Below are 17,440 nucleotides of genomic sequence, written 5' to 3' on the forward strand. Positions count from 1 at the left end.
CAGGCGGGAGGGGGGCCGTTGGGAAAGAGAAGGGGGCTCCGCCCCCGTCTCCGTGCCGGAGACTCCCCCGGAGTATTTTCGCCCCAGTGAAAGAGTTGGGGACACGCCAAAACCGGCCTGCGTGGCGTGCGCACGCCCGTAGGGTGGATGCCAATCCACCGTCCGCCGCCCCCGGCATCCGCAACTCCCCCTGTCATCTCAAAACCTTCGCCCCCAAAGCAATCCACGGGCCCGAGGCCAGGCCCAAAGGCGTTCTGCCCGCTGCACAGGCCGCCGCCCCGTAGGGTGGATGCCAATCCACCGTCCCTCCAAACCACCCGCCACGTCCCCCGGCTGTCTCAGCCCCGCATCATCCCGCCAAGCGCCGGAACCTCGATCTCCGCCCCGGGGCAAAGCACCCGTGCCACCTGCCGCAGGTGGTCGCGGCGCAGGGCAAGGCAGCCTGCGGTGGGGAAAAGCGGGCGGCGCCACTGGTGCAGGAAGATCGCCGATCCGCGCCCCGGCTCCGCCTCGGGCCAGTTCCAGTCCAGCACGAAGACAAGGTCGTACATCGGATCGGCGCGGCGCATCACCTCGTGACTGGCGGCGAAGGGCGCGCGGACGTGGTGGTTGTAGTCGGGATGATCGCCGGCATCGCACCACAGGTCGCCCGGCCCGATGGGGTGGGCCCAGGGTGCGGGCCGGGCCATGCGGTCGGCCCGGTACCAGAGCTCCCCCACCCGGTGCACCCCCAGGGGCGTCGCGCCATCGCCTTCCCGTTTCGTCCCGGACAGCCCGCCGCGGCCGATGCTGCACGGGTAGATCTGCCGCCCGACGCGCAGCCCCGCAGGGGTCAGCCGGGCGCGGATCACAGCAGGTGCCCCGACTTGCGGGCCTTGGTGGCCAGGTAGGCGCGGTTGTAGGCGTTCTCGCCCACCTTCAGCGGCACCCGTTCCACCACCTGCACGCCCGCCTTTTCCATCATGGCGATCTTGCGCGGGTTGTTCGTCAGCAGCCGCACTGCGCCGAAGCCCAGCCGCTGCAGCAGTTCGGCGCCCAGGCGGAAGTCGCGCTCGTCATCCTCGAAGCCCAGCCGGTGATTGGCCTCCACCGTGTCGAACCCCTGGTCCTGCAGCGAATAGGCCCGCATCTTGTTGGCCAGGCCGATGCCGCGCCCCTCCTGGTTGAGGTACAGCAGCACACCCGCCCCCTCGCTGCCCATCTGGCCGAGGGCGGCATGCAGCTGCGGCCCGCAATCGCACTTGAGAGAGCCCAGGACGTCGCCGGTGAAACAGGCCGAATGCAGCCGCGCCAGCACCGGCTTGTCGCGCGGCGGGCGGCCGATCTCCACCGCGTAATGCTCTTCGCCGCCATCCTCGGGGCGGAACACATGCAGGCGGCCGGCCTCCGACACCTGGATCGGCAGCCGGGCGGACACGACGGATCGCATCGGGCTGAACCGGCCTAGGTGCAGCGCCGCGTCATCGGCCGGCACCAGTGTCAGGTCGCTGGCCCGCGCCATGCCCGCCGGATCGTCCAGCGGCAGCAGCAGGGCGGCGGGCAGCAGCCGCGCGGTCTTGGCCAGCTTCAGCGCGATCCGCGCCAGGGCCGGGTCGCCGGTCCGCAGCGCCATCAGGGGCCCCTTCATCGGGTGGCGCAGGTCATCCGCCGGGTCGGCCAGCGCCTGCACCCAAAGCGGATCCGCATCCTCTGGCAGGGGCAGCCGCGCCAGGTCGCCGTCATAGGGCCGCGCCTTCAGCGTCTCGGCCCGCCGCGCCGTCAGCGCCAGCTCCGCCGTGCCCGGCAGCGCCTTCAGCTCCGTCAGCCGCGCTTTCGTCAGCGTCTCCGCCGCCAGGATCAGCGCCCCGCCGCCATGGGCCTGCAGCACCACCGGCACCCCCATGCGCAGATCCGTGCGCGCACGGGCCAGGCGTTCGGTGATGTCGGGGGCAAGACTCATGGCCGGGTTCCTCTGAAAGTCCGCTTCCCATAGCCTGTCCCTGTCAGGTTTGAAACATTTCCCGCCATATCGACACGAGAGCGTGAGAAGATTGCAGCATATCTTGCCGATCTGCCGGGGGCCGTCCATCTCCTTGTCAGATCATTGAATTCTCAAGCGGAGACAGCAACGATGGCGCAACTCAAGAAGATCCTGCTGGTCGACGACGACGACGACCTGCGCGAGGCGCTCAGCGAACAGCTCGTCATGACGGAAGACTTCGACGTCTTCGAAGCGGGCTCCGGCAACGAGGCGATGCAGAAGGTCCGCGAAGGCCTTTTCGACCTCGTCATCCTGGACGTGGGCCTGCCGGACACCGATGGACGGGAGCTTTGCCGCCTGATGCGCAAACAGGGCGTGAAGAGCCCGGTCCTGATGCTGACGGGCCATGATTCCGATGCCGACACCATCCTCGGCCTCGACAGCGGGGCCAATGACTACGTCACCAAGCCCTTCAAGTTCCCCGTGCTTCTGGCCCGCATCCGCGCCCAGCTGCGGCAGCATGAACAGAGCGAGGATGCCGTCTTCCAGCTCGGGCCGTACAGCTTCCGCCCGGCGATGAAACTGCTCGTCACCGAGGACGAAAAGAAGATCCGCCTGACCGAGAAGGAAACCAACATCCTGAAGTATCTCTATCGCTCGACCGAAAGCGTGGTGCCGCGTGATGTCCTGCTGCACGAGGTCTGGGGATACAACGCCGGTGTCACCACGCACACGCTGGAAACCCACATCTATCGCCTGCGTCAAAAGATCGAACCCGACCCCTCCAACTCCCGTCTCCTCGTGACGGAAAGCGGCGGATATCGGCTTGTTGCCTGAAATAAACGGCAGCGTAGGGTATTCCGGACTTTCGCCCGAACTCCGGGCGATGTAGTCAGAAGACAAGGCCCGTGCAACTTTCACGGGAACCATCCCGCGCATATCCGGGTTTGATATGCACCTCCCTGTTGGACTGGCCCGGGCTTGACCCGGGCCTTTTTTTGACCACAGGCCGGGCACTTCGCCGGATCTTGTTCCCTATGGCGCGCCGATCCGGCCCGGTGTGGCGCCGTCCCTATCCCGTTCCTGCCCAGGTCGATGCGGCCGGCCTTGTCGCCTTTCGTGCCCGGGCATCCCGCGGCGCGGGGCGTCGGAACGGCGGGGCAGGGCGGTCAGAATTCGCTCCACTCATCGCTGGCGGCGGGGGGCGGGGCGGCATTGACCGCCACCTTCTTCACCGGCTTCGCGGCCTTGTTGCCAAAGAACCCGATGGCCCCGTCGGCAAAGCTCTGTTCCTCGCCGGTCTGGAAGCGCAGCATCAGCGTGGACAACTCCTCTGCCTCACGGTTCAACGCCGAAGAGGCGGCGTTCGTTTCTTCGAACATCGCCGCATTCTGCTGGGTCACCTGGTCCAGCTCCTTCATCGTCTGGTCGATCAGCGCGATCGAGCCCGACTGCTCGTTCGCCGAAGAGGCGATGCGCGAAACCAGTTCCGCCACGCCGGACACTGCCTCGGCGATGTTCTTCAGCGCCGTCCCGGTCTCGTTCACCAGCGATACCCCGCTCTTCACATGTTCGGAGCTCTTCTGGATCAATTCCGAGATTTCCCGGGCCGAGGTGGAGGAGCGCGCAGCCAGGGCCCGCACTTCCGTCGCCACGACGGAGAAGCCACGACCGGCTTCGCCCGCCCGCGCGGCTTCGACCCCGGCGTTCAGGGCCAGCAGGTTGGTCTGGAAGGCGATATCCTCGATCACCTGGATGATCTTGTGGATCTCGGACGAGGAGCTTTCGATCGCGGCCATGGCCGTCACCGTGCGCCGCACCACATCGTTGGACGCGGCGGAGCGCGCCTGGGCCTCGTCCGCGACCTCGGAGGCGCTGCGTGCCGCCTCTGCAGTGGACCGGACGTTGGAGTTGATTTCCTGGATGGCGGTGGCGGTGTCCTGAAGGGAGGCCGCCTGCCGTTCGGTGCGTTGCGCCAGGTTGTTGGAGGCATTGGCGATGGCATCGGCATCTTCGGACACGGCACGGGCGTTGCGGATGACCTGCTGCACGGTGCCGCGCAGCTCGGAAATCGCGTGGTTGAAGTTCTGTCGCAGTGTGTCGTGTTCGGGATCGAAGGCGTCGTCGATATTGACCGACAGGTCGCGGCGGGCCAGCCGGGTCAGCGCCTCTCCCAGGCGGTGCACGACCTTTTCCTGCACGCCTGCCGCCTGTTGCTGCATGCGGTGCTCGCGTTCCGCCGCGGCGGCGGTGCTCTGGTTGGCCTCCCGCACGGCGGCATCCAGAGCGTGACGCTGCTGGATCGCGTAGAACAGTACCCCGGCTTCCAGCGTGACGATGGCGCCATGCACCCCGGTGCGCAGCAGGTTCGTCAGAAGGTCGGCCGAGGGGTACAGGACCGCCGGCAGCGCGATGGACAAAACCAGGTGGTGCAGGGCGATGACGGCGGCACCGGCCAGGATGACCCGGGCATCGGCCATCAGCATGGTGACCGCCAGCAGGGCGAAATACAGCATGTGGGAATCGATCTGCCAGGGATGGCCCGCCAGCGCGGCGGTCACCGCCATGGCCTGCCCGATCAGGCCCAGCCCGGCCAGGATCCGCCCCTTCGCCCCGCCCGTCATCATGCCGAACCCCGCGATCCCTGCCGTCGCCACCGCGAAGATGCCTGCAGGCAGCAGGCTGTTGCCGGCCATCAGGGCCGCCAGCGGCGCCAGCGGTACGAGCAGCAGTGCCAGCTGGAAGATGCGCTGCGTGGCCCGGGTGCGCGCCTGGCCGAAATCAGAGTTGTCGTAGGTCATCCGTTAACTCCGCAAAGGGATGCGAGCGCGCGTCCGTCGAGGACGAGCACAGGGGCGGCGGCACGCAGGCGCGCCGCGAAATCGGGTTGGTCGGCCTGTGCCAGCGTGCCCAGAGGTGCCCGGCGCAGGCCGATGCCCCGTCCGCCCGCGGCCTCGATCTCGGCCTCCCGGTCGGTCCAGGGCGGAGACAGCACCAGGACGAGCCCGTGGCTGACCTGCGGCAGGGACAGGACCGACAGCACCGGTCCCGACAGGGACAGGAAGAGAATGGTGATGGCGATCTGCAGGGTCTGCACCGGGCGGCCTCCTTCTTCCCCTTCCGATAAGCGCATTCCCTTGCTGCCGCGTTAATGGCGCAGTTGTTCTTGCCGTTTCGCCATGCGTATGTGAACATAAGGTGAACAAATTCGACCCGCCCTGCGCTGCTCCGCTTCCAATCCGCCCCTCCGGATGCTAGCGAAGGGCAACGCGACCGCAGCACAGGAACCGCTCATGTCCTTCACCCTCGCCACCTGGAACATCAACTCGGTCCGCCTGCGGGAGGCGCTGGTGTGTCAGCTGATGGAACAGGAGCTGCCCGATGTCCTGTGCCTGCAGGAATGCAAATCCCCGGTGGAGAAGATCCCCCTCGAACGCTTCCATGCCCTTGGTTACACCCACATGGTCGCGCGCGGGCAGAAGGGCTACAACGGGGTCGCCATCCTGTCGAAGCTGCCGATGGAGGAAGCGGGATCGCAGGACTTCGCGGACCTCGGCCATGCCCGTCATATCGCCGGGCGGCTGGAAAACGGGGTGACGATCCACAACTTCTACGTCCCCGCCGGCGGCGACAAGCCCGACCGCGAAATCAACGTGAAGTTCGGTCAGAAGCTCGACTACCTGACCGGGATGCGCGACTGGTTCCATGCCGAGACGCCGGAAAAGGCGATCCTCGTCGGTGATCTCAACATCGCCCCGCGCGAAGATGACGTCTGGGATCACAAGAAACTGCTGAAGATCGTCAGCCATACGCCGATCGAGGTCGAACACCTTGCCCAGACGCAGGATGCCGGCGGCTGGGTCGATGTCACCCGGCAGGACATCCCCCAGGGCAACCTCTACTCCTGGTGGTCCTACCGCTCCCCCGACTGGAACGCGGCGGACAAGGGGCGCCGGCTGGATCACGTCTGGGCCACGCCGGATATCTCGGGCGCCGCACATGGCTCGCGCGTGCTGCGGGCCGCGCGCGGTTGGGAGCAACCCTCGGACCACGCGCCGGTCTTCGCCACCTTCGATCTCTGATCCGGCTCTTCCGCAGGTGATGTGACGCGGGCCGCCCCGGCGCCGTCGGGACGAGGGCGCGGGGGCGTGACCTGTCCGCGAAGACAGGCGTTTCGGACATTCGCAAAACGGCCGCAAAAACAGCCGCGAAACCGGGTGCCTCAGGCCAGCACGACGACCCAGACCGACAGGGCAAGCCCCAGCAGGATCACGTAGGGCCCGTTCCAGGTCTGGCTGACTTCCTTCACCGACATGTCGCCCAGCCGCGCCGTCAGCATGACGGATGCGGTGAAGGGAGAGGTCACCCCGGACATCGCCCAGCCTCCGGTCAGCGCCAGAACCATCGGCACCGGCGAAATGCCCAGCACCTCCGGCGCGGGCAGAAGCGGCCCGAACAGCGACACGAAGAGGATCGGGTTCATCCCGATCTGGCCGCCCAGCGGGATCAGCCAGATCGGCAGGATCAGCAGAAGCCAGACCGGCAGCTGCGCCAGGTCCAGGCCGGTGGCGGCGATCAGCGGCGCCAGAAGCGTGCCCGCCCCGGTGCCCAGGAAGCCGGCGGTGGTCAGCAGCACGATCTCGGATCGCAGCGCCGGCAGTTCACTGAAAACGAAGGCCCCGGCATGTTCGCCCAGGTAGCGCCCGCGCCGGCCCGCGGGACCCATGCGCCAGATCCACAGGGCGGCGATCACCGGCACCACGGCCAGCACGATCCGCGACGCGGGCAGGCCGTTGCCGAAATGGATCAGCACGACCGGCAGGGCGATCAGCAGCAGGAGCCCAAGCACCGGCAGCAGTACCTTCGGCCCGCCGTTGTCGGTGGTGGCGGGGGCGGGTCTCTGCCCCGGGCGCAGCTTCGGCTTGAACGCGCGGTCCAGGGCGAAGCCGATCCCGGTCATCAGCGCGGCGGTCATCAGCGACGGCAGGACGACCATGCCCCAGCTGGCGCCGGGGACGACGACGGTGGAAATCACGATGGCCAGCGCCAGCGGCGACCAGCACAGGGAGGCGGCAAAGCCCCGCTGCACGGCCAGCAGCATGCGGCGGGTCCGGATCTTGGCGATCTCCGGGTCCGGCTCGCTCCTGGCGGAGCTGCGCGCCATGGTGCCCAGCAGGGAAATCGCGCCGTAGTTCAGCACCAGGGCGAAGACCTGCGCGCCCACGGTCAGCGCGGTGTAGCGCCGGCCCGGCGGTTGCTGGGCCAGGAAGACGGCGGCGCGGGTGAAGCTTTCGGAAAGTTCGGCGGCATGGCGCAGCGTCGCCAGGGCACAGAAGAAGGCCAGGATGAAGCTGCCCTGCGCCAGCGCGCGTTCCAGGACGGCCCCGGCCTCGTCGCTGGCAATCCAGGCGTAGATGCAAAGGGCGGCTGCCAGCAGGACGAAGATCTGCCGCGAGGCGCGCACCGTGGGCGCCAGCCACAGGATGACGGCAATCGCCGATGCCTCCGCCAGGTGCCCGGCGGTGGCCCATCCCATGAAGCTGTCCAGGGCGACGCCAAGCACGCTGATGCACAGCAGGACGCCGGTGATCCGGTCATGGGTCGGCGAGGCGGGAAGGGAGGGGAATTTTGCGCGCATGGACTGCCTTTCGTCCCGCCAGATAGCCGCCTGCCCCGGCGGAAGGCAAGGTGGCCTGCCGCGTGGCAGCTAGGCATGCCTTGCATGGCTGGCCCCGGGGGCGCGCTGTCGCCGGGGAGCTGGGGCGCGCCAGGGCCGACCGGCGACCGCACGCTGCCTTAACACTCTGCCGTTTCCGCGAAAAATACCGACGTGATACCGACGTAACACCGACGCGATACCGACGTCGGATTTTGGCGTTAACCTATGGGGTTGCGGGGCGGGGGGCCTCCGGGGCGCCAAAAGTTAACGCGACAGCTGCGCGCGGTCGGGTAACCATCCCCGCGGGCGCTTGGAAAACCCGGGCGAAGGGTCCATATAGGCGGAAGGATTTTCGCAAAGGAGCCTGCCATGATCGAGCTTGGAACCGGCCAGCAACCCGCGGGCGCCGAAGGTGGCCACGTCAAGGACGTGACCGAGGCGACCTTCATGCAGGACGTCGTTGAGGCAAGTCAGCAAGTCCCTGTGATCGTTGACTTCTGGGCGCCCTGGTGCGGTCCCTGCCGTCAGCTCGGCCCGGCCCTCGAAGAGGCCGTGAACGCCGCCGGCGGCAAGGTGAAGATGGCCAAGGTCAACGTGGACGAGAACCAGATGATCGCGGGCCAGCTGCGGGTCCAGTCGATCCCGACCGTCTACGCCTTCTTCCAGGGGCAGCCCGTCGATGGCTTCCAGGGCGCGCTGCCGCCCTCCGAGGTGAAGAAGTTCGTTGAAAAACTTGCAGATATGGCCGGTGGCGAAGAGGGCGGCCTCGAAGAAGCCGTTGCCGCCGCAGAGGAAATGCTGGCCGAAGGCGCCGCAGCCGACGCGGCCCAGACCTTCGCCGCGATCCTGCAGGAAGACCCGGCGAACGCCCCCGCCTACGGTGGTCTCGTCCGCGCCTACCTGGCGCTGGATGATCTCGACCAGGCCGAGGCGATCCTTAACGGCGCCCCCGCCGAAATCTCCTCCGCGCCCGAGCTGGAGGCCGCCCACGCCCAGCTGGAGCTCGCCCGCCAGGCCGCCGATGCCGGCCCCCTGGCAGAGCTGACCGCCAAGGTCGAGGCGGACCCTTCCGACTATCAGGCGCGCTATGATCTCGCCCAGGCGCTGCATGCCGCAGGCCAGGTGCAGGAGGCTGTCGATCAGCTGCTGGAACTGTTCCGCCGTGATCGCGAATGGAACGAAGGCGCTGCAAAGGCGCAGCTTTTCACGATCTTCGATGCGCTCAAACCGCAGGATCCGATCGTGCTGAACGGCCGGCGGAAGCTGTCCTCCATGATTTTCGCGTGATCAGCACTTTCCCGGCGGCCCATGCGGTCTAGACTCCCTCACATGATGACGCCAGCTGATCTGCCGGACATGATCCCGGTCTTTCCCCTTCCGGGCGCACTGCTCTTGCCGCGCGCCCGGCTGCCGTTGCACCTGTTCGAGCCGCGCTACCTCGCGATGTTCGAGGACTGCCTGAAGACGCCGCAGCGCCTGATCGGGATGATCCAGCCCAACGAACTCCCCGGTAACCCGCATCACGGGCTGCACCGCATCGGATGTGCCGGGCGGGTCACCCAGTTCTCGGAAACCGAGGATGGGCGCTACATGGTCACCCTGACCGGCATCTCCCGCTACCGGGTTCTGGAAGAAGTTCAGGGGTTTACTCCCTACCGACGCTTTTCCGTCGACTGGTCCGGGTTCGAGGCCGACCTGGCCCCGAACGAACAGGATCCGGGGTTCCAGCGTGATCGCTTCATGGATCTCCTCGGGCGCTATTTCGAAGACCAGGGCCTCTCGACCGACTGGGAAACGCTCCAGGACGCCGATGATGAGCTTTTGCTCAACTCCCTGGCGATGCTTCTGAATTTCTCCCCCGATGAAAAGCAGGCGCTGCTGGAGGCGCCGTCACTTACCACCCGCCGCGAGACGCTGGTCACGCTACTGGAATATGCCCTGCGCGGCGGCGACGGACAGGAATTGCTGCAATGACAGAAACCGAAATCACCCCCGCCGCAGCACCGCTGTTTGACCGTCGCATGCTGGAATCGCTGGTCTGCCCGCGCAGCCACACCACGCTGCGCTACGACGCAGAGGCGGAGGAGCTGATTTCCGACGCGGCCCACTTGGCCTTTCCAATCCGCAACGGGATCCCGGTGATGCTGGTCGAAGAGGCCCGCCGCCTGGACTGATCCCCGGGGTGGCGGTCAGGCTGGGTGGCGCAGGATGTTTGCCGATCCCCGGCAAGGTATGGTGGGTTGCACCCACCCTACGGATTGCGGGGGCTGTCGGGGCGGGGCCAGGCGTCGCACTCCCGCGTAGGGTGGGTAAAACCCACCTTCGGTCCCCGTCCCGCGCTGCCCTTAACGCATGAGCTCCGGCAGTTCCCCGGTCAGGCCCGCCGCTTCGCGGATGAAGCCACGGCGCAGGCCGGGCAGGCGATTGACCAGGCCAAGCCCGATATCTCGCCCGACCCTCAGGATCGGATTGTCGTTCGAGAACAGCTTGTTGGTCATGTCGGTGGCCAGGGCCAGCGTTGCGGTGTCGAAGCGGCGCCATTCCTCGTAACGCTGCAGCACGTCCAGCGCGCCGATATCCTCGCCGCGCTCCCGCGCCTTTTCCAGCACTTCGGCCAGTGCGCCGACGTCGCGCAGCCCGGCGTTCAGGCCCTGGCCCGCGATCGGGTGCATGCCATGCGCGGCATCGCCCACCAGGGCCAGCCGCCAGCCGGCGAATTTCTCGCAGACCGACAGGCCCAGGGGATAGGTAAACCGGGCGCCTTCCAGGTGGATCTCCCCCAGGAAATCGCCGAAGCGGGGGCGCAGCGCCTCCAGATAGTCTGCATCGGGCAGGGCATTGATCGCGCGGGCATTGGCGTCGGTCTCGCTCCAGACGATGGAGGACCGGTTGCCCGGCAGCGGCAGGATAGCCAGCGGGCCGGGCGGCATGAAGAACTGGTGTGCCACGCCGTGGTGCGGTTTTTCATGGGCGATGGCGCAGACCAGCGCGGTCTGGCCATAGCTCCAGCCGTGACGACGGATCCCGGCGCGTGCGGCGGTGCCGCTGCGCTTGCCGTCACAGCCGATCACCACGCGCCCACGCAGGTTCGTGCCGTCCGACAGGGTGACCGATGCGCCCTCGGGCCCGGTCGCCTGCGCGATCACGGTGGCTTCGTTCAGGACCGTCACCTCGGGTGCAGCTGCCACCGCTTCCAGCAGGGCACGGCGCAGGTAGCGATCCTCGACCATGTGGCCCATCGGGCCTTCCTCGATCTCGGCATGATCGAAATGCAGCCACCAGGGGGAGGGGCCTTCGCCCGCGCGCCCGTCGGTCACCTTGATCTCCAGCATCGGCTGGCTGTTGGCGGCGATGCCGTCCCAGACGCCGATGGCGCGCAGCAGCCGGACAGAGGCCATGGCGAGCGCATAGCCGCGCCCATCGAAGGCCGCATCTTCCATCGCGGTGCGGGGCTGGGCGTCGATGATGGTGCTGGTCAGGCCCGCGCGCGCCGCCGCCAGGGCCAGGGCGGGGCCGTTCAGCCCGCCGCCCACGATCAACAGGTCGCTCTGCAGGTCGCTGGTATCGCTCATCTTTATGCCTCCGGCCCGGGTGGGCCTCGTCGCTGGTGCCAAATAGGGTTGCTGTCAATATGACCCCTCGGGCGGGATTGTCCATGCGCCCGCCTGCCGCTACCGTCCGCGCGACGACGTGATGGATCGACGCAGGAAAGGCGCATGCGATGAAGGACTGGCTCTGGATGGAAGCGGCGGAGCTCGGCTCCGGCATCGGCGAGGGCAGCATCGATCCGGTCGCCCTGGCAGAGACATACCTGTCGGCGATCGACGCCCATCCGCAGGCCGCGCGGATCTATGCCCGCACGACGCCCGACCGCGCCCTGGAAGAAGCCGCGGCCGCCGCCGCGCGGGCAAGAGCCGGGACGAGGCTGCATCCGCTGGACGGTGTTCCGATCTCCTGGAAGGATCTGTTCGACAGTGCGGGCACGGCAACCGAAGCGGGCTCTGCCCTGCTGGAAGGGCGTGTGCCCACGAAGGATGCGCGGGTCCTGCGCAATGCAAGCCAGGCCGGGCTGGTCTGCCTCGGCAAGACGCATATGTCGGAGCTGGCCTTTTCGGGCATCGGCCTGAACCCGATCACCGCGACTTCCCCGAACGTGAACAACCCGGATTGGGTGCCCGGTGGCTCCTCCTCCGGGGCCGCGGCTTCCGTTGCCTTCGGCCTGGCGGCGGCCGGGGTCGGGTCGGACACCGGCGGGTCGGTTCGGATCCCTTCGGCCTGGAATGACCTGGTCGGGTTCAAGACGACCTCTGGCCGGGTGAGCCTGGATGGCGTGGTGCCGCTGGCAAAGCGTTTCGATACCGTCGGGCCGCTCTGTCGTTCCGTTCGGGACGCGGTGCTGATGCTTTCGGCGCTGGAGGGCGCGGTGGTGCCGGACCTCGCCGGTGCGTCGCTGACGGGCATGCGCCTGGCGACGCTGGAAAACCACGTGTTGGAGGATATCCGGCCCGAACCGCTGGCCGCCTACCGCCGCGCGGTGGAGATTTTCCAGCAGGCAGGCGCGGAAATCGTGCCGGTCTCCTCCCCCGAGTACGACCGCGCTGCGCCCCTGTCGGCAAAGCTCTTTGCCTCCGAAGGGTACGGTCTTTGGCAGGAGGTGATCGAGGCCGCCCCGGAAAAGATGTTCCCCGAGATCCTCGAACGTTTCCGCTCCGGCGCGACGGTCAGCGCGCCCGACTACGTTGCCGCCTGGGAGGCGTTGGAGGCTGCCCGGCTGGAATGGCACGCCCGCATGGCGGAATTTGACGCGGTGCTGGCGCCGACCTCCCCCATCCTGCCGCCGGATGCGGCGCGGATGCTGTCGGACCACGGCTACTACGTGACGGAGAACCTGCTGGCGCTGCGCAACACGCGTGTCGGCAACATGATGGGCCTGCCGGCCTTCTCCCTGCCCACGGGTCAACCCTCCTGCGGGATCATGCTGATGGGGCGGCCCTTCGCGGAGGAGGCCCTGGCACGGGTCGCAATCGCCGCAGAGGCCGCCCTGCGCGCGGCCTGACGGCCTTTTGCGAAGCTCCGGCAGCGTGCCGCGGCGATGTTTCACTGCAACATCGCTGTTGCCGGAGTGCTTCAATGCTGGACGGCTGATGCCGCTTTGGGGTACGCTCACGACCAAACAGGGCGCTATGACCCTGATCCAGAGGCAGTATTTCAGATGTTTCCAGAGCGGTTTTCGAACCTTCCGGAATATGCATTCCCGCGTCTGCGTGCCCTGCTCGATCATCTCGAGCCTGGTGGCGATGTCATGCATATGACGATTGGTGAGCCAAAGCACCCTTTCCCCGCCTGGGTCCCCCAGGTGCTGGCCGAGAATGTTGCGGGATTCGCCAAGTACCCGCCCAATGACGGCACGCCTGAACTGCAGGCCGCGATCACCGGCTGGATTTCCCGCCGCTACGGCGTGCAGATGGACGGCGCGACCCAGGTCATGCCGCTGAACGGTACGCGCGAAGGCCTTTACAACGTTGGCATGGCCCTCTGCCCAGAGCAGAAGAATGGCCAGAAGCCCGCGGTGCTGATCCCGAACCCGTTTTACCAGGTCTACATGATCTCGGCGATTTCGGTCGGGGCCGATCCTGTCTTCGTGCCGGCCACCGCGGAAACTGGGCACCTGCCCGACTATGCCTCCCTGTCGGACGAGGTTCTGAACCGTACTGCCGCCGCCTACATCTGTTCCCCCGCCAACCCGCAGGGCGCCGTGGCCTCTGCCGACTACTGGCGGGACCTGCTGGCGCTGGCGGAGAAGTGGGATTTCCAGATCTTCGCCGACGAATGCTATTCCGAAATCTGGCGCGATGAGGCCCCCACGGGAATCCTCGAAATCGCGGCAGAGGTCGGCGCCGATCCCGAACGCGTCCTGATCTTTCAGTCGCTGTCTAAGAGGTCGAACCTGCCGGGCCTGCGCTCCGGCTTCGTGGCCGGTGGGCCGCAGTCGATCCGCCGCATCCGCCAGCTGCGTGCCTATTCCGGCGCACCATTGCCACTGCCGCTGCAGCGCGTGGCGGAACGGGTCTGGGCGGACGAGGCCCACGTGGACGAGAATCGCGCGCTCTATCAGCAGAAGTTCCAAGCGGCCGACCAGGTCCTGGGCGGTGTGCCCGGCTACCAGGGCCCCGCTGCCGGCTTCTTCCTGTGGCTGCCGGTCGAGGATGGCGAGGCCGCCGCGCTGAAACTCTGGACAGAGACCGGGGTTCGGGTCCTGCCCGGTGCCTACCTCAGCAAGGAGACGCCGGAGGGGAACCCCGGCAAGGGATACATCCGTGTCGCGATGGTCGCGCCGCGGGACGAAATGGTGACGGGGCTGGAGAAGCTGCGCGCCTGTCTTTGGGATTGATGAGGAGAGGAGCCCATGGCTTTCCAGACGAAACGTGACCCCCTCTTCGATGCCAACATGCAGGAAGCGATCGAAAAGCGTGGCAAGGAACTGCTGGGGCTGCTCCTGCTGGTGGCGGGCCTCATGCTGGGCGCGATGCTGGCCAGCTATTCCCCCCAGGATCCGTCCTGGCTGTCGGCCAATGACGCGCCTGCGCAAAACTGGCTGGGGATCTTCGGGGCTTCGGTCGCCGCGCCGGTGATCATGGTGATCGGCATCGGTGGCTGGGCCCTGGCGGCGCTGGCCGTGGTCTGGGGCGTGCGCTTCGGTTTGCACCTCGGGGATGATGCCCCGGTTGGCCGGCTGGTCTTCGCGCCGGTCTTCGTCGTTCTCCTGTCGGTCTATGGCGGCACGTTGAACACCGCCGAAAGCTGGCCCCATGCCTTTGGTCTGGGCGGGCTTTTCGGGGATACCGTCCTGGGGGCGCTGATCGGTCTGTCGCCGCTGGACGTGGGTAGTTCGCTGAAGGTCGCGGGCCTGCTGATGGGACCTGCCGCGCTGATCCTGGGGTTCTACGTTGCCGGTGTGACACTGGCCGAGATCCGGCAGAGCTTCCGTCTTTTCCTGATCGGTGTCGTCCTCTTCTATGCCTTCCTGCGCCGGGTCCTGGGCCGTGGGGCCGTCGGGGCATTCAGCGTTGCAAACAGTGCGACGCGCTCTGCGGGGCAGGGCCTGAAGGCCCGCGCGGAGCGGCGCCGGGCCGAGCGGGATGCCTACGAGGATGCCGTGGTCGACTGGGACGAGGATCCCTGGGCCGGAGAGCCGCAGCCCACCATGGCGCAGCCCGCCGCCCATGCCGCGACGGCCTACGCGCCGCGCGGGTCCGAGCCGGTCATTCATCGCGCCCCGATCCCGCAGGATGACTACGCCTACGACCCGGTTTTCGAACCGGAGTACGAACCCGAATATGTGCCCGAATACGCGCCTGCCTATCAGCCGGAACCGGAGCCCGAGCAGAAATCCGGCCTGCTGGGCCGTCTGCCGCTGCCTGGCCTGAAGCGCCGCAACGAACAGCCCCGCAACTGGGACGAAATGGATGATGATGAGCTGCTGATGGCTGCCGGTGAAGAGGATCTGCCGTCGGATGAGCGGATCCGTGCGAAGATCGCCGATGTCGTCCGGTCCCGTGCGCGTCGCGCACCGATGCCGGCGGCGCCTGCGCCCGCCCCCCGGCAAGAGGCACAGCCCCGCCGTGGCCTGCTCAAGCGTGGGCCGACGCCGCTGGTCCTTGACACCTCCCGTCCGCAGGCGCGCGGCACCAATGCAAGGACGGAGCCGCCGCTGACGGCGCCGGAAGTCCCGCACATGCCGCGCCTCGGGGGGGCCGATCCCCGCCATGCAGGCCTGTCCTACCCTGAGGAAGTATCCTACCCGGAGGAGGCGCCCCAGGGCGCACCCCAGCTGGCCCCGATGGCAGAAGACAGCTACCGCGATGATTACGAGGCCGGGTTCGCGGGCGACCTGCCGGAACCCGAACTTTACGAGCCGCGGGGCTACCAGGATGCCGGTGCCATTCCGCCCGCGCCGGCCCTGAACACGGATGACGCGGAGACGGATGCCGCCGCTGTCACGCCGCGCGCCTACGTGGCGCAGGATGACTACCAGGATGACTACGGCGACTACTCCGGTGACGAAAACATCTTCGCCGAAGAGGATGACGATCCGGTGGCAGAGTTCGGTGTCCCGCCGCGCGTCGGAGCGGAGCCTGTTGCCCCGCCGAAGATCCCCGTGGCCGAACCGCGCAAGGTCGTGCAGCACGGCGATCGCAAGCCGGTGCAGCCCTCTGCCCGCGCAAAGGCGGAGGCCCAGCCCTCGCTTGCCTTCGATCCGAAGGAAGCGGAGTACGAGCTGCCGCCGCTGTCCCTGCTGATGAACCCCTCGACGATCCAGCGGCATCACCTCAGCGATGAAGCGCTCGAACAGAACGCGCGGATGCTGGAATCGGTGCTGGACGACTACGGCGTGAAGGGGGAGATCGTCTCGGTCCGTCCCGGCCCGGTCGTGACCATGTACGAGCTGGAACCGGCACCGGGCCTGAAGGCCAGCCGTGTCATCGGCCTGGCGGATGACATCGCGCGTTCGATGTCCGCCCTGTCTGCCCGTGTCAGCACCGTGCCCGGCCGGTCGGTGATCGGCATCGAATTGCCCAACGACAATCGTGAAATGGTGGCCCTGCGGGAGATCCTTTCCGCACGCGACTACGGCGACAGCCACATGAAGCTGCCCCTGGCGCTTGGCAAGGACATCGGCGGCGAACCGATGATCGCCAACCTGGCCAAGATGCCTCACCTGCTGATCGCGGGGACGACGGGTTCGGGCAAGTCTGTTGCCATCAACACGATGATCCTGTCGCTGCTCTACCGTCTGACGCCGGAAGAGTGCCGCCTGATCATGATCGACCCCAAGATGCTGGAACTTTCGGTCTACGACGGGATCCCGCACCTGCTGTCGCCCGTGGTGACCGACCCCAAGAAGGCGGTCGTGGCGCTGAAGTGGGTCGTGGCGGAGATGGAAGAGCGTTACCGCAAGATGTCCAAGATGGGCGTGCGGAACATCGACGGCTACAACGGCCGCGTCGACGAGGCCCTGAAGAAGGGAGAGATGTTCTCCCGCACGGTGCAGACCGGCTTCGACGAGGAGACCGGCGACCCGATCTTCGAGACGGAGGAGATCCAGCCCGAGAAGATGCCCTATATCGTCGTCATCGTCGACGAGATGGCGGACCTGATGATGGTCGCAGGCAAGGAGATCGAGGCCTGCATCCAGCGTCTGGCGCAGATGGCGCGTGCGAGCGGAATCCACCTGATCATGGCCACGCAGCGCCCCTCGGTCGACGTGATCACCGGCACGATCAAGGCCAACTTCCCCACCCGGATTTCCTTCCAGGTGACCTCGAAGATCGACAGCCGCACGATCCTGGGCGAAATGGGCGCCGAGCAGCTGCTGGGGATGGGCGACATGCTCTACATGGCCGGCGGTGCGCGGATCACCCGCTGCCACGGGCCCTTCGTGTCGGACGAGGAAGTCGAAGAGATCGTCAATCACCTCAAGGCTTACGGCCCGCCGGATTACATCGGTGGCGTGGTCGAAGGCCCGGACGAGGAGAAATCGGCGGATATCGACGCCGTGCTCGGCCTGAACACCGGCGGGAACACCAATGGCGAGGATGCGCTTTACGATCAGGCGGTCGCGATCGTGATCAAGGATCGGAAGTGTTCCACCTCCTACATCCAGCGGAAGCTGGCCATCGGTTACAACAAGGCTGCGCGCCTCGTGGAGCAGATGGAAGACGAAGGTGTCGTCAGTGCGGCCAACCACGTCGGCAAGCGGGAAGTGCTGGTGCCGGAACAGTAACCCGGGCCGCTTTCGGGCGGCAAATCGGATGGCAGAA

General features: G+C 67.1%; 14 protein-coding genes. 8 read left to right on the top strand and 6 right to left on the bottom strand.

Annotated features, from left to right (window positions below; all coding sequences use genetic code 11):
* Positions 1-338: 338 nt before the first annotated feature.
* The gene (locus AC2IR1_RS02090) at positions 339-848 is read right to left on the bottom strand and encodes a L,D-transpeptidase family protein (protein ID WP_486476355.1); all 510 of its coding nucleotides are present in this window, start codon (positions 846-848) and stop codon (positions 339-341) included.
* The gene (gene ribA / locus AC2IR1_RS02095) at positions 848-1,939 is read right to left on the bottom strand and encodes a GTP cyclohydrolase II (RefSeq protein WP_486474627.1); all 1,092 of its coding nucleotides are present in this window, start codon (positions 1,937-1,939) and stop codon (positions 848-850) included. Before ribA ends, AC2IR1_RS02090 begins: the two co-directional genes overlap by 1 nt.
* 171 nt (positions 1,940-2,110) lie before the next feature.
* Between ribA and AC2IR1_RS02100 the strand changes: the two genes are divergently transcribed.
* Positions 2,111-2,797 (top strand): response regulator transcription factor, encoded by a 687-nt coding sequence (locus AC2IR1_RS02100; RefSeq protein WP_486474628.1) that lies wholly within the window; start codon positions 2,111-2,113, stop codon positions 2,795-2,797.
* A gap of 332 nt (positions 2,798-3,129) precedes the next feature.
* Here AC2IR1_RS02100 and AC2IR1_RS02105 read toward each other — a convergent pair whose 3' ends face one another.
* Both AC2IR1_RS02105 and AC2IR1_RS02110 read right to left on the bottom strand, forming a co-directional pair.
* A complete protein-coding gene (locus tag AC2IR1_RS02105; protein WP_486474629.1) occupies positions 3,130-4,761 on the bottom strand; it encodes a methyl-accepting chemotaxis protein in 1,632 nt (543 codons plus the stop codon).
* Positions 4,758-5,057 (bottom strand): hypothetical protein, encoded by a 300-nt coding sequence (locus AC2IR1_RS02110; RefSeq protein ID WP_486474630.1) that lies wholly within the window; start codon positions 5,055-5,057, stop codon positions 4,758-4,760. Before AC2IR1_RS02110 ends, AC2IR1_RS02105 begins: the two co-directional genes overlap by 4 nt.
* A 196-nt stretch (positions 5,058-5,253) precedes the next feature.
* On the opposite strand from AC2IR1_RS02110, the gene AC2IR1_RS02115 reads away from it, so the two are divergent.
* Positions 5,254-6,042, top strand: a complete 789-nt coding sequence (locus tag AC2IR1_RS02115) for an exodeoxyribonuclease III (protein ID WP_486474631.1) — start codon at positions 5,254-5,256, stop codon at positions 6,040-6,042.
* Between the two features lie 140 nt (positions 6,043-6,182).
* Here AC2IR1_RS02115 and AC2IR1_RS02120 read toward each other — a convergent pair whose 3' ends face one another.
* The gene (locus tag AC2IR1_RS02120; RefSeq protein ID WP_486474632.1) at positions 6,183-7,598 is read right to left on the bottom strand and encodes a hypothetical protein; all 1,416 of its coding nucleotides are present in this window, start codon (positions 7,596-7,598) and stop codon (positions 6,183-6,185) included.
* A gap of 390 nt (positions 7,599-7,988) precedes the next feature.
* On the opposite strand from AC2IR1_RS02120, the gene trxA reads away from it, so the two are divergent.
* Genes trxA through AC2IR1_RS02135 form a run of 3 tightly spaced genes read left to right on the top strand, consistent with a single transcriptional unit; the run spans position 7,989 to position 9,793 of the window.
* Complete coding sequence (trxA, locus tag AC2IR1_RS02125) at positions 7,989-8,906, top strand: thioredoxin (protein WP_486474633.1); 918 nt, start codon at positions 7,989-7,991, stop codon at positions 8,904-8,906.
* A 42-nt stretch (positions 8,907-8,948) separates the two neighbouring features.
* The gene (locus AC2IR1_RS02130) at positions 8,949-9,593 is read left to right on the top strand and encodes an LON peptidase substrate-binding domain-containing protein (protein ID WP_486474634.1); all 645 of its coding nucleotides are present in this window, start codon (positions 8,949-8,951) and stop codon (positions 9,591-9,593) included.
* Entirely contained in the window at positions 9,590-9,793 is a 204-nt protein-coding gene (locus AC2IR1_RS02135) for a Trm112 family protein (RefSeq protein WP_486474635.1), read from the top strand. Before AC2IR1_RS02130 ends, AC2IR1_RS02135 begins: the two co-directional genes overlap by 4 nt.
* A gap of 171 nt (positions 9,794-9,964) precedes the next feature.
* Here the strand turns inward: AC2IR1_RS02135 and AC2IR1_RS02140 are convergent, their stop codons facing one another.
* Positions 9,965-11,191 (bottom strand): UbiH/UbiF/VisC/COQ6 family ubiquinone biosynthesis hydroxylase, encoded by a 1,227-nt coding sequence (locus tag AC2IR1_RS02140; protein WP_486474636.1) that lies wholly within the window; start codon positions 11,189-11,191, stop codon positions 9,965-9,967.
* 149 nt (positions 11,192-11,340) lie between these two features.
* Between AC2IR1_RS02140 and AC2IR1_RS02145 the strand changes: the two genes are divergently transcribed.
* The 3 genes from AC2IR1_RS02145 to AC2IR1_RS02155 all read left to right on the top strand — a co-directional run bounded on the left by AC2IR1_RS02145 (position 11,341) and on the right by AC2IR1_RS02155 (position 17,403).
* A complete protein-coding gene (locus tag AC2IR1_RS02145; protein WP_486474637.1) occupies positions 11,341-12,675 on the top strand; it encodes an amidase in 1,335 nt (444 codons plus the stop codon).
* Between the two features lie 156 nt (positions 12,676-12,831).
* Positions 12,832-14,010 carry an aminotransferase class I/II-fold pyridoxal phosphate-dependent enzyme gene (locus tag AC2IR1_RS02150; RefSeq protein ID WP_486474638.1) on the top strand — a complete coding sequence of 393 codons (1,179 nt, stop codon included), beginning with the start codon at positions 12,832-12,834 and terminating at the stop codon, positions 14,008-14,010.
* Between the two features lie 15 nt (positions 14,011-14,025).
* Positions 14,026-17,403 (top strand): DNA translocase FtsK 4TM domain-containing protein, encoded by a 3,378-nt coding sequence (locus tag AC2IR1_RS02155; RefSeq protein WP_486474639.1) that lies wholly within the window; start codon positions 14,026-14,028, stop codon positions 17,401-17,403.
* The last annotated feature ends 37 nt before the right edge of the window (positions 17,404-17,440 follow it).

This window comes from Pseudooceanicola sp. NS-SX8 (assembly GCF_057380755.1).